This is a genomic window from Pseudomonas sp. SW-3 (genome assembly GCF_016615645.1).
GTDB classification, from domain to species: domain Bacteria; phylum Pseudomonadota; class Gammaproteobacteria; order Pseudomonadales; family Pseudomonadaceae; genus Aquipseudomonas; species Aquipseudomonas mandelii.
The window spans coordinates 1,926,268-1,938,295 of sequence record NZ_CP067098.1; the positions used below are offsets into that span (position 1 = coordinate 1,926,268).

Sequence of the window (12,028 nt, forward strand, 5' to 3'; positions counted from 1 at the left end):
GCTATGCACAGTTATGACTATTGGCTGATCCTGGCCTTCTTTGCCGTGGTGCTGATCCCGGCACCGTTCCTTGGGCGGTTCTACTACAAGGTCATGGAAGGCCAGCGCACCTGGCTTTCGCCGATCCTCGGACCGGTCGAACGTGGTTGTTATCGGGTGGCCGGCGTTGATCCGCAGGTCGAACAGAGCTGGCAGAAATACACACTGGCCTTGCTCGCCTTCAACCTCGCGGGCTTTTTGCTGTTGTTCGCGATCCTGTTGTTCCAGGATCACTTGCCGTTGAACCCGCAAAACCTGCCGGGTCAGGAGTGGACGCAAGCGTTCAACACCGCCGTCAGCTTCATGACCAATACCAACTGGCAGTCCTACAGCGGCGAAGCGACCCTGAGCTACCTGAGCCAGATGGTCGGCCTCACCGTGCAGAACTTCGTCAGCGCCGCCACCGGCCTGGCGGTATTGGTTGCGCTGTGCCGCGGTATTGGTCGCAAGTCGAGCAAGACCCTGGGCAACTTCTGGGTCGACATGACCCGCGCCACCCTCTACGGCCTGTTGCCCCTGTGCCTGCTGCTGGCGCTGTACCTGGTCTGGCAGGGCGTGCCGCAAACCTTCGCGCAGTACGTGAATGCCGTGACCATGCAAGGCGTCGATCAGGTGATTCCACTCGGCCCGGCCGCCAGCCAGATTGCGATCAAGCAACTGGGCACCAACGGCGGTGGCTTCTTCGGCGTCAACTCGGCGCACCCGTTCGAGAACCCGACAGCGTGGAGCAACCTGTTCGAAGTTGGCTCGATCATTCTGATCCCGGCCGCGCTGGTGTTCACCTTCGGCCACTACGTCAAAGACCTGCGTCAGAGCCGCGCGATCATCGCCTGCATGCTGGCGCTGTTCCTGATCGGCGGCGCGACCTCGTTGTGGGCTGAATACCAACCCAACCCGACCCTGAACAACGTCGCCGTCGAACAGACCGCGCCGCTGGAAGGCAAGGAAGCGCGCTTCGGCACGACCGCCACGGTGCTGTGGTCGGTGACCACCACCGCAGCGTCCAACGGCTCGGTCAACGGCATGCACGACAGCCTCAACCCGCTGAGCGGCATGGTCGCATTGGTCAACATGATGGTTGGCGAAGTGATCTTCGGCGGCGTCGGCGCGGGGCTCTACGGCATGTTGCTCAACGTGTTGATCGCGGTGTTCCTCGCCGGCCTGATGATCGGTCGTACCCCGGAATACCTGGGCAAGAAACTCCAGGCGAAGGAAGTCCAGTTGCTGGTCGTGACCTTGCTGGTGATGCCGGTCGGCGTGCTGGTGCTCGGTGCGATTGCCGCGAGTCTGCCCGGCCCGGTCGCGGCGGCGAGTAACCCCGGTGCCCACGGTTTCAGCCAGTTGCTGTACGCCTACACCTCGGCCAGTGCCAACAACGGTTCGGCCTTCGGCGGCTTCGGTGCCAACACGGCGTTCCACAACCTGATGCTGGGTCTTGGCATGTTGATCGGTCGCTTCGGTTACATCCTCCCGGTACTGGCGTTGGCCGGCAGCCTGGCAATGAAGAAAACCGCACCGATCGGCCAGAACAGCTTCCCGACCCATGGCCCGCTGTTCGTGACATTGCTGACCGTGACCATTTTGCTGGTGGGTGGTTTGACCTTCCTGCCGACATTGGCGCTGGGTCCTATTGCTGAACATCTGAGTATGGGCTTCTAAGGAATCCATCATGAATATGCCTGTAAGCAAAACCGTCGTCGCCAAGGCGCCGGAACAACCCAAAACTGCGATCTCGGCCCTCTGGCGCCCGGCGCTGGTGCAAGCCTTCGTCAAGCTCGACCCACGGCAATTGCAGCGTGCACCGGTGATGCTGGTGGTTGAACTGACCGCGATCCTGACCACCGTGCTGTGCTTCATTCCCGACAGTGCCGTGCCGACCTTCGTCGCTGCGCAAATCGCCCTGTGGCTGTGGTTCACCGTGCTCTTCGCCAACTTCGCCGAAGCCTTGGCCGAAGGTCGCGGCAAGGCCCGCGCCGACAGCCTCAAGGCCGGCAGCGAAGGCTTGAGCGCCCGCCGTAAAACCAGTAACGGCACTTTTCAAGTGGTACCGGCCACCAGCCTGCGCAAGGACGATGTGGTGCGCGTTGAAGCCGGGGAAATGATCCCCGGTGACGGCGAGGTCATCGAAGGTATTGCCGCCGTCAACGAAGCGGCGATCACCGGCGAATCCGCGCCAGTGATTCGTGAGTCCGGGGGCGACCGTTCGGCTGTCACCGGCAACACTCGCCTGGTCTCTGACTGGCTGCTGGTGAAGATTACCGCCAACCCCGGCGAGTCGACACTGGACCGCATGATCGCTCTGGTCGAAGGCGCCAAACGCCAGAAAACCCCGAACGAAGTCGCGCTCGACATCCTGCTGATCGGCCTGACCCTGATCTTCCTGTTGGTAGTCGTCACCCTGCAACCGTTCGCCCACTTCGCCAACGGCAGCCTGCCGCTGGTGTTCCTGGTGGCGTTATTGGTCACGTTGATTCCGACCACCATTGGCGGTTTGTTGTCCGCCATCGGTATTGCCGGGATGGACCGTCTGGTGCGCCTGAATGTGATCGCCAAATCCGGTCGCGCCGTGGAAGCAGCGGGGGACGTTCACGTCCTGATGCTGGACAAGACCGGCACCATCACTTTCGGTAACCGTCGCTGCACCGCAGTGCATCCGGCGCCGGGCGTCACCGCCCGTGAACTGGCGGAGGGCGCATTGTTTGCCTCGCTGGCCGATGACACGGCTGAAGGTAAGTCCATCGTCGAGTACCTGCGCGGCACTCAGCCACAACCTGAACCCGCCGCCGAGTTGCTGACGGCCGTGCCATTCAGCGCGGAAACCCGTCTGTCCGGTGTCGACTATCAGGGGCGTGTGTATCGCAAAGGCGCGGTGGATTCATTGCTGGCCTTCGTCGGTGTGAAACGCGCCGACCTGGCCGCGCCGCTGTCCCGTGAGATCGACAAGATCGCTCAAAGCGGCGGTACCCCGTTACTGGTCTGCGCCGACGGCAAATTGCTTGGTGTGATCCACCTCAAGGACGTGGTCAAGCCCGGCATCCGCGAGCGTTTTGCCGAGCTGCGCAAACTGGGCATCCGTACGGTAATGGTGACCGGCGACAACCCGCTGACCGCCGCTGCCATAGCTGCCGAAGCGGGCGTCGATGACGTGCTGGCCGAGGCTACGCCAGAGAAAAAACTGGCGCGCATTCGCCACGAACAGAACGACGGTCGCCTGGTTGCCATGTGCGGCGACGGCGCCAACGATGCCCCGGCCCTGGCCCAGGCTGACGTCGGCATGGCGATGAACGACGGTACGCAAGCCGCGCGGGAGGCGGCGAACATGGTCGACCTCGACAGCGACCCGACCAAGCTGCTGGACGTGGTGCAGATCGGTAAGGAATTGCTGGTGACCCGCGGTGCGCTGACGACGTTTTCCATCGCCAACGACGTGGCCAAGTACTTCGCGATCCTGCCGGCGCTGTTTGCCTCGATCTACCCGCAATTGGGCGTGCTGAACGTCATGCACCTAGCCAGTCCGCAGAGCGCGATTCTGTCGGCGATTGTGTTCAACGCCTTGATCATTGTGGTGCTGATTCCACTGGCGCTGCGTGGGGTTCGAGTGCAGGCCGCGAGCGCGGCGGCGTTGCTGCGCCGCAATCTGCTGGTCTACGGATTGGGCGGGATTGTGGTGCCGTTCGTGGGGATCAAGGCGATCGACATGCTGCTGACGGCATTGCATCTGGTTTGACGGTCGGGAGCTGTGGTGGGGTTTTTGTGGCGAGGGCGCTTGCTCCCGCTGGGCTGCGAAGCGGCCTCATCCCAGACACCGTGTTTGTTCAGGTACACCGCATTTGCCGGGTTGACGACTGCTTCGCAGTCGAGCGGGAGCAAGCTCCCTCGCCACAAGTGACGTGTGTGCCTGATGAATGTTCTTTGAATTCGAGGATTTTGAAATGTCCACAATGATACGTCCGGCCCTGAGCTTGCTCGTGCTGATGACCCTGATCACCGGCGTCGCTTACCCCTTGGTCGTCACTGGCGTCGCCCAGGTCGCGTTCCCGGATCAAGCCAATGGCAGCCTGGTGCGTGACGCCGGCGGCAAGGTCCGTGGCTCTTCGCTGATTGCCCAGGATTTCGTTGGCGATGCCTGGTTCCATCCACGGCCATCGGCGGGTGCGTTTGCCACCGTGTCGAGCAGCGCCAGCAACCTTTCGCCGAGCAATCCGGCGCTGGCCACTCGGGTGATCGACGATGCCAACAAACAGCTGGTGCCCGGTCAGGGGCCAGTGCCCTTGGCGATGGTGACCACCTCCGGCAGCGGCCTCGATCCCCACTTGCCACCGGCGGCGATTGCCTATCAACTGGCGCGTGTTGCGGCGGCGCGTAATTTGCCGGTGTCTACGCTTCAGCAATTGATGAATGCGCACATTGAGCAGCCATTGGTGGGGCCGCCGGTGGTGAATGTGCTGGCGCTAAACATCGCGCTGGAAAACCTGTAGAAGATGATCGTTCCCACGCTCTGCGTGGGAATGCATCAACGGACGCTCCGCGTTCGGCTCTGAAGGAGACGCGGAGCGTCCCGAGCTGTATTCCCACGCGGAGCGTGGGAACGATCAATCAAGATAAGGCAATGACAAATGAGTGACTCCGGCCGCGCCGACGCGCTGTTAGCAGACCTGCCCCGCGATGGCCGTGGCCGGCTCAAGGTTTTCCTCGGCGCCGCGCCCGGTGTCGGCAAGACCTACGCCATGCTGCAAGCGGCTCACACCCAATTGCGCCAGGGCGTGAAAGTCATCGCCGGCGTGGTTGAAACCCACGGCCGCGCCGAGACCGAAGCGCTGCTCGGCGGCTTGCCGCAGCAGCCCTTGGTGCGCTTGGAATACCGAGGCGTCACGCTCGAAGAAATGGACCTCGACGGTCTGCTCGCGGCCAAGCCGAAATTGGTGCTTGTGGACGAACTGGCCCACACCAACGCCCCTGGCAGCCGTCACGCCAAGCGCTGGCAAGACATCCAGGAATTGCTCGCCGCCGGCATCGACGTGTTCACCACGGTCAACGTTCAGCACCTCGAAAGCCTCAATGATCAAGTGCGCGGGATCACCGGCGTGCAGGTTCGCGAAACCCTGCCGGACTGGGTGCTGCAAGAAGCCTACGAACTGCTGCTGATCGACCTGCCGCCACGCGAACTGCTTGAGCGTCTGCGTGACGGCAAGGTCTACGTGCCGGAGCAGGCGCGGGCGGCCATCGACGCCTTCTTCACCCAGACCAACCTCACCGCCCTGCGCGAACTGGCAATGCAAACCGCCGCTGCGCAGGTGGACGATGACCTGGCCCAGGGATATCGACAACTTGGCCAGGCCGCGCCAGCGGTGCGCGGTCGATTGTTGGTCGGCGTCGATGGCGATGCTCAGGCCGAACGCCTGGTGCGCCACGCCAGCCGGGTCGCCCAGCGTCGGCATCTGCCGTGGAGCCTGGTGCACGTGGACAACGGCAGCGTGCGCGACGAACAATCGCGACTGCGCCTGCAAAGTGCCCAGCAACTGGCCGAGCGACTGGGCGGCGAAGTGGTGTTACTGCGCGCCGGTGAAGTCGCAAAAACATTGATCCAGCACGCTGCCGAACGACGTGCCAGCCTGGTGCTGGTCGGTCAATCGCGCCAGCGTTTGCGTCGGCGCTTGTTCGGCGGCGGTCTGGCATCACGCTTGCTGCGCGATGCGCGGGGGCTGGAAATCAACGTCCTCGACAGTGATCACGAACAGCATCAGCCGCGTCAGCGTTCGGCGCATTCGCTGGTGTGGTTCGACTACGCGCTGGCGGTCGTGGCGACGGTGCTGGCCACTGCTTTGGCCTGGGCCGTGGCGAGCGTCTTGCCGCTGCCGAATATATCGCTGGTGTTCCTCGCCGCCGTGTTGCTGGTGGCGGTGCGCAGCAGCCTCGGCCCGGCGTTGGCTTGTGCGGCGCTGTCGTTTCTGACCTATGACTTTCTGTTTATCCCGCCGAATTTTTCGTTCGCCATCCAGCGCGAAGAAGACGTGCTGACCTTGCTGTTCTTCCTGCTGATGGCGGCCCTCACCGGTAACCTCGCGGCGCGGCAGCGGCGGCAATTGCAGGCGTTGCGCGACACTCAGGAAGAGACCACCGAACTGCTCGACCTGTCGCGCAAACTCACCGCCGCCACCGACCGCCAGGCGGTGGTCAGCGCTGCGGCCCAGCACCTCAATGGCTGGAGCGATCTGCAACTGTGCCTGCTCAACCGCGACGGCCAGGGTGGCTGGAAGGTCGAGACCGGCGGCCCGCTGGAGTTTTCCGAAGCCGAACGCGCTGCCGCCGATTGGGCCTGGCAACACGACCAGCCGGCGGGCGCGGGCACCGGCACGCTGCCGTTCGGGCGTTGGTGGTGGTGGCCGTTGTCGGTGGAAGACGGACCGTTGGCCCTGCTCGGTGTGTGCGCCAAAGAAGGCCAGACCTTGAGCGGTCAGCGTCGGCGTTTGTTGACGGCGTTGAGTCAACCGCTGGCCCAGGCCTTGGCTCGCGCGCAACTGGCCGAAGACCTGGAAGCGGCGCGCCTGCACGGCGAAACCGAGCAGTTGCGCAGCGCCTTGCTGGCGTCGGTGTCCCACGATTTGCGCACGCCGCTGACCTCCATGCGCGGCAGCATCGACAGTCTGCTGGCCCTCGGTGAAGCCATCCCGCTGGAGGATCGCCGCGAACTGCTTGAAGGCACCCGCGATGAAGCCGAGCGCCTCGACCGTTACATTCAAAACCTGCTGGACATGACCCGCCTCGGTCACGGTGCGTTGAAGCTGGCGCGGGACTGGGTGTCGCCGGCCGATATTGTCGGCAGTTCGCTCAATCGTCTGCGCGCGGTACTGGCGCCGTTGCAGGTCAGCACCGAAGTGCCGGCCGAATTGCCGCTGCTGTACGTGCATGCCGCGCTGATCGAGCAGGCGCTGGTCAATGTGCTGGAAAACGCCGCGCGTTTTTCTCCGCCTCACGGCCGTCTGCAATTACGCGCCGGCGCCAATGACAGCGAGCTGTTTTTCTCGGTCAGCGACGAGGGGCCAGGGATTCCGGAGGAAGAGCGGGCGAAGATTTTCGACATGTTCTACACCGCTGCGCGCGGTGATCGGGGCGGGCAGGGCACCGGCCTGGGGTTGGCGATCTGTCAGGGCATGGTCGGCGCGCATGGCGGTCGGATCAGTGTCGCGGACGGCATTGAAGGGCGCGGCACCTGCATCACACTGCACTTGCCATTGCAGGAACAGCCGGGCCTTGAAAGTGAAGCCTGATACCCTTTGGACATCTCCATGCCACGATCAGAAACCATGAGCCAGACCGCGACCATTTTGGTCATCGACGACGAACCGCAAATCCGCAAATTCCTGCGCATCAGCCTCGCTTCCCAGGGTTACAAGGTACTGGAGGCCGGCAATGGCAACGAAGGGCTGGCCCAGGCGGCGTTGAACAAACCCGACTTGCTGGTGCTCGATCTCGGCCTGCCGGACATGGACGGCCAGCAAGTGCTGCGCGAGTTTCGCGAATGGTCGACGGCGCCGGTGCTGGTGCTTTCGGTGCGTGCCAGCGAAGGGCAAAAGGTGGAAGCGCTCGATGGCGGTGCCAACGATTACGTGACCAAGCCGTTCGGTATCCAGGAATTCCTCGCCCGGGTGCGTGCGTTATTGCGTCAGGCCCCCGTTGGCGAGGCTCAGCAAGCGGCGCTGACGTTTGGCCCGCTGACCGTGGACCTGGCCTATCGCCGGGTGCTGCTCGATGGCGCCGAAGTCGCGCTGACCCGCAAAGAGTATGCGGTGCTGGCGCAACTGGCCCGGCATCCCGGGCGGGTGATCACCCAGCAGCAACTGTTGAAAGATATCTGGGGGCCGACCCATACCGAGGACAGTCATTATTTGCGGATTGTTGTGGGGCATTTGCGGCAAAAACTGGCGGATGATCCGACTCAGCCGCGCTTTATCGTTACCGAAGCGGGGGTTGGTTATCGGTTGTTGAGTGAGGGTAGTCTTTAGCTTTTTGGTGTCCGGCCTATTGTCTTCGCGGGCAAGCCTCGCTCCTACAGGATGTGAATCGTTCACAAAGCTCGCGAACGACTCAAACCCTGCAGGAGCGAGGCTTGCCCGCGAAGAGGCCCGCACCTTCATCCGAAAACTTCAGGCATCCCGCTCATTCTCGTATCTATCCAGCGTATCCCGCGCAATCTCCCGCCCCAGCGCGATCAACTCCGGCGCCTTGTAAAACTCGAAAAACCGGCACACCCGTTTCGGCACGTTGATCAGGATGTCCGGCGGATACCCGGCAATCTTGTACTGCGCCAACGACGTCTGCATTACCTCGAAACTCTGGTTGATCAGGTCCAGCAACGACGCCGGGCCCACGTTGTCGATGATGAACGAACCTGTGGCGGATTTCGGTGCGCCTTCGCGTTCGGGGGCGGCTGCCGGTTGCTGGGCTTCGGGTTCGGCGGATTCGATCCAGGGGTTGATGTCGGCCGCTTCGGCCATCAACGCTTCCTTTTCCAGCAGCAGCAATTGTTCGGCCTGCTTGCGGCGGAACGGCATTTTTGAACCCAGGGAATTGATCAGGCTGTCGAACCGCGTCTTGAACGCGGGCGGACGCTGAATCACCGGCAGTTTATAGTGGCGCTGGTTGGTGGAGTTGAGGTTGACCGCAATGATCAGGTCGCAATGGCTCGACACCACGGGCACGATCGGCAAAGGGTTGAGAATGCCGCCGTCCACCAGCATGCGATTGCCCTGCATCACAGGTGTGAACAGGCTCGGAATCGCTGCCGAGGCGCGCATGGCCTGGTGCAGGCAGCCTTCCTGGAACCAGATTTCCTGCTGGTTGGTCAGGTCCGTGGCCACCGCCGTGTAAGGGATGCGCAGGTCTTCGATGTTGATCTCGCCGACGATCTTGCGGATCTGCCCGAACACTTTCTCCCCGCGAATCGCGCCCAGACGAAAACTGACGTCCACCAGACGCAAGACGTCGAGGTAGTCCAGGCTTTCGATCCAGTCGCGATAATCGTCAAGTTTGCCGGCGGCATAGATCCCGCCGACCACGGCGCCCATCGAGCATCCTGCGATGCAGGCGATGTCGTAGCCGCGCCGTTCGATTTCTTCAATGACACCGATATGGGCATAGCCCCGGGCCCCGCCTGAGCCCAGCACCAGTGCGACACGCTTTTTCATGAATCGCCCTCGTCTGACAAGGTTCAACAATGCACCCATCACGGGGGGCGCTTCAATCGCTTAGGTCGCTTGGTGGGCCAAGTGCGTCGTTTTTTCGACACTCCATGGCGGCGCATGGGTATTCTCACGCACACTTGACGTTTGCGCGGCGGGGCCAAGGCACTTTTCACGTGCCAGACCGTCTTACCAGCACGACTGTTTACCTAATGTTGAGGTGTGAGTGATGAAAGCCTGGATTTGCGTGCCATTGATTGCCCTGGCGCTTGCCGGTTGTGCCGGCAAAACCGCTTATCGTGACAGCTGCGGTAGTGGACTCGATGCGGCGTGGCATGAACTGGACCTTGCCAAGGCCGAGGGGTTCGCCGGCACCGTCAGCTACTCCAAGGCCCTGTCGCTGTTGACGGCGGCCAAGACCCAGCAGCAATTCGAAGGCTTCGAAGGCTGCACCAAGAAAGCCGAGAAGGCCCGCTTCTATATTCGTGAGTCACGTGCCGGCCGTTGAGGCATGATGTAGGTAATAGTGGACATTCGATTCAGGGAGCAAGCGATGTCGGCCTTGGTTGATCGGTTGGTGGCTCAAGTACTGAGTCTGGAAGTTCGTCTGCTGGCTTGCCAGGCGCGCCTGAGTGCGCGCACCGACCCGGAAGCGTTGCACGAGCTGCGCACCACGGTTCGCCGGCTGCGCAGTCTGTTGCGACCGTTGCGCGGGCTGCCTGGCGTCGAGCAACTGGAGGCGGCGTCGTCCCGGGTTGGCGAGTTGACCACGCCGTTGCGTGATCGCGAGGTGCTGGCGGCCTACCTGCTCAAGAACGGTCAACCCGAGGCCGCGCAACGACGTATGGCGCATATGGCCAAGGCGTATCCGGCGGTGGCAACAAGCCCCGAGGTCACGCAGTTACTGATGATTCTCGACGCGTTTCCGCGTTTCCTCCGTGCTTCCCAGCGTCAGGGCCTGCTCAAGGGCCTGCGCAAACGCATCGAAAAGCGCCTCGCCAAGCAATGGAAGAAACTCGATCAGGCCCTGCACGATCCTGCCCATGATCGCCATCGCTTGCGTCTGTTGATCAAGCGCGTGCGCTATGGCATCGATGCCTACCCCGAACTTGACCGATTGCCCGATGCGGCGATGCCACGTTTGAAGTCGGCACAAGGTGCCCTGGGTGAGTGGCATGACTGTTTTCAATGGCTGGCCAGGGCTGAACAAGAGCCTGATCTGCACCCGTGTGTCGCCGTCTGGAAAACCACCATGGCCAAGGCCGAGGAACGCGCCGACCGCGTTCTCGACAAACTCAGCGATGCCTGCTTCAAATCCTGAAAACACCCCGATCAAATGTGGGAGCGAGCCTGCTCGCGAAAGCGGTGTATCAGTCGGCATTCGAGCTGGCTGACAGCCGCTTTCGCGAGCAGGCTCGCTCCCACAGTGGTTTGGGTGTTGAACCAGGGACAAGCACGGCTCATCTGTCAGTGCTTTTGGCCGGAATAAGCGCTGTGCCGCCTGCGCTGGCTGGTTAAGATCTCTCCATCCTTTTTCCGCACTGAGGTTTCCATGCGCTTTTCCGATCTGCTCGACGCCGTCCGCAGCCAGCCGCTGGCGCTGTCTATTCCGGCCGGATGGGCTCAGGGGCGTGCCAGTTTCGGTGGCCTGGTGGCCGCGTTGCAATACGAAGCCATGCGCGCAAAAGTCCCGGCGGATCGGCCGGTGCGTTCGCTGGCGATCACCTTTGTCGGGCCAGTCGAACCCGAAGTGCCGGTCAGTTTTGAGGTCGATGTGTTGCGCGACGGCAAAGCCGTCAGCCAGGTGCTGGGCCGGGCGATGCAAAAGGGGCAAGTGGTGACGTTGATCCAGGGCAGCTTCGGTGCCTCGCGACCTTCCGAAGTGGCGGTCGCGGCCGAGCCGGCACCTGAAATGAAGCACTGGGACGATTGCCAGGAACTGCCTTATATCAAAGGCGTACTACCGGAATTCATGCAGCATCTGGCGATGCGCTGGAGTGTCGGCGGTCTGCCGTTCACCGGCAACAAATCCCGCGATATGGGTGGCTGGGTGCGTTTGCGTGGGGACGTGAAGGAAGAGGCGCTCGGCGAGTCGCATATTCTGGCGCTGGTGGACGCCTGGCCACCGGCCCTGTTGCCACACCTGAGCAAACCCGCGATGGGCAGCACGCTGACCTGGACCATAGAATTCGTCCAGCCGTTGCTCGAGTTGAGTACGCTGGACTGGTGCAAATACCTGGTGGAAATCGAGCATGGCGCTGACGGCTACGGTCACGCGGCCGCGAAACTGTGGAGCGCGGATGGTCAGTTGATCGCCATGAGCCGGCAGACGGTGACGATTTTCGCCTGATCAATGACGACGGTGGCGCTCACGCCAGGCGCGCCACCAGCCGCCGCTGAGGAAAAACCGTGGAAAGGTCAGGAACTGCTCGACCAGCAAGCGCGATAACGCATCCTTACGATCACTGAACGGCTCGGAGGCTTGCGTCTCCAGGCTGTGGCCGTGGCGCTGCAAGCCTAATGCAGCGATCACGCCAATGACACCGATGGCGAAGTTCACGAAGTTCAGGCCGAACACCCCGGAAACAATCAGCAAAAACGCCACGATGAATAGCGGCACGGCAATCAGGTGCAACACCAGATTGGTCGGGTGCTGGTGATTGCCCGGGTAGGCGCGCCATTGCCAGGCGGGTAGGTTGGGGTGACGTTTGCCCATGATGCTAATCCTCGATCCATGTTGAACACATGATTGAAGAATAGGCTTGGCCACTGCGGGCGGCGAATCAAGGTTGGCTATCAGAGTGATAGCG

10 protein-coding genes are annotated in these 12,028 nt (G+C 62.3%); 8 read left to right on the forward strand and 2 right to left on the reverse strand.

Features of this window, described 5'->3' with window-relative positions:
• Positions 1–3 precede the first annotated feature (3 nt).
• From kdpA to JIO00_RS08690, 5 genes are all read left to right on the forward strand, one after another.
• Positions 4–1,698, forward strand: a complete 1,695-nt coding sequence (gene kdpA / locus JIO00_RS08670; protein WP_200667965.1) for a potassium-transporting ATPase subunit KdpA — start codon at positions 4–6, stop codon at positions 1,696–1,698.
• Positions 1,699–1,708: 10 nt separating this feature from the next.
• Positions 1,709–3,766 (forward strand): potassium-transporting ATPase subunit KdpB, encoded by a 2,058-nt coding sequence (gene kdpB / locus JIO00_RS08675; RefSeq protein ID WP_154503870.1) that lies wholly within the window; start codon positions 1,709–1,711, stop codon positions 3,764–3,766.
• Between the two features lie 205 nt (positions 3,767–3,971).
• The gene (gene kdpC, locus JIO00_RS08680) at positions 3,972–4,517 is read left to right on the forward strand and encodes a potassium-transporting ATPase subunit KdpC (protein WP_010461634.1); all 546 of its coding nucleotides are present in this window, start codon (positions 3,972–3,974) and stop codon (positions 4,515–4,517) included.
• Positions 4,518–4,655: 138 nt separating this feature from the next.
• Positions 4,656–7,307 (forward strand): sensor histidine kinase, encoded by a 2,652-nt coding sequence (locus JIO00_RS08685; RefSeq protein ID WP_083374712.1) that lies wholly within the window; start codon positions 4,656–4,658, stop codon positions 7,305–7,307.
• A gap of 36 nt (positions 7,308–7,343) precedes the next feature.
• The gene (locus tag JIO00_RS08690) at positions 7,344–8,042 is read left to right on the forward strand and encodes a response regulator (RefSeq protein ID WP_010461630.1); all 699 of its coding nucleotides are present in this window, start codon (positions 7,344–7,346) and stop codon (positions 8,040–8,042) included.
• A gap of 141 nt (positions 8,043–8,183) precedes the next feature.
• Here the strand turns inward: JIO00_RS08690 and JIO00_RS08695 are convergent, their stop codons facing one another.
• A complete protein-coding gene (locus JIO00_RS08695) occupies positions 8,184–9,224 on the reverse strand; it encodes a patatin-like phospholipase family protein (RefSeq protein WP_010461624.1) in 1,041 nt (346 codons plus the stop codon).
• Between the two features lie 223 nt (positions 9,225–9,447).
• Between JIO00_RS08695 and JIO00_RS08700 the strand changes: the two genes are divergently transcribed.
• The 3 genes from JIO00_RS08700 (at position 9,448) to JIO00_RS08710 (ending at position 11,568) form a co-directional block, all read left to right on the forward strand.
• Positions 9,448–9,726 carry a hypothetical protein gene (locus JIO00_RS08700; RefSeq protein ID WP_010461623.1) on the forward strand — a complete coding sequence of 93 codons (279 nt, stop codon included), beginning with the start codon at positions 9,448–9,450 and terminating at the stop codon, positions 9,724–9,726.
• 45 nt (positions 9,727–9,771) lie between these two features.
• On the forward strand, positions 9,772–10,539 hold the full coding sequence (locus tag JIO00_RS08705; RefSeq protein ID WP_200667966.1) for a CHAD domain-containing protein: 768 nt from the start codon (positions 9,772–9,774) through the stop codon (positions 10,537–10,539).
• A 231-nt stretch (positions 10,540–10,770) separates the two neighbouring features.
• Positions 10,771–11,568, forward strand: a complete 798-nt coding sequence (locus JIO00_RS08710) for an acyl-CoA thioesterase (protein WP_200667967.1) — start codon at positions 10,771–10,773, stop codon at positions 11,566–11,568.
• Here the strand turns inward: JIO00_RS08710 and JIO00_RS08715 are convergent, their stop codons facing one another.
• Positions 11,569–11,934, reverse strand: a complete 366-nt coding sequence (locus JIO00_RS08715) for a terminase (RefSeq protein WP_010461619.1) — start codon at positions 11,932–11,934, stop codon at positions 11,569–11,571.
• Between the last annotated feature and the right edge of the window lie 94 nt (positions 11,935–12,028).

Coding starts and splice junctions, on each gene's coding strand:
- kdpA (WP_200667965.1), top strand. CDS start 4: ATGCACAGTTATGACTATTGGCTGATCCTGGCCTTCTTTGCCGTGGTG.
- kdpB (WP_154503870.1), top strand. CDS start 1,709: ATGAATATGCCTGTAAGCAAAACCGTCGTCGCCAAGGCGCCGGAACAA.
- kdpC (WP_010461634.1), top strand. CDS start 3,972: ATGTCCACAATGATACGTCCGGCCCTGAGCTTGCTCGTGCTGATGACC.
- JIO00_RS08685 (WP_083374712.1), top strand. CDS start 4,656: ATGAGTGACTCCGGCCGCGCCGACGCGCTGTTAGCAGACCTGCCCCGC.
- JIO00_RS08690 (WP_010461630.1), top strand. CDS start 7,344: ATGAGCCAGACCGCGACCATTTTGGTCATCGACGACGAACCGCAAATC.
- JIO00_RS08695 (WP_010461624.1), bottom strand. CDS start 9,224: ATGAAAAAGCGTGTCGCACTGGTGCTGGGCTCAGGCGGGGCCCGGGGC.
- JIO00_RS08700 (WP_010461623.1), top strand. CDS start 9,448: ATGAAAGCCTGGATTTGCGTGCCATTGATTGCCCTGGCGCTTGCCGGT.
- JIO00_RS08705 (WP_200667966.1), top strand. CDS start 9,772: ATGTCGGCCTTGGTTGATCGGTTGGTGGCTCAAGTACTGAGTCTGGAA.
- JIO00_RS08710 (WP_200667967.1), top strand. CDS start 10,771: ATGCGCTTTTCCGATCTGCTCGACGCCGTCCGCAGCCAGCCGCTGGCG.
- JIO00_RS08715 (WP_010461619.1), bottom strand. CDS start 11,934: ATGGGCAAACGTCACCCCAACCTACCCGCCTGGCAATGGCGCGCCTAC.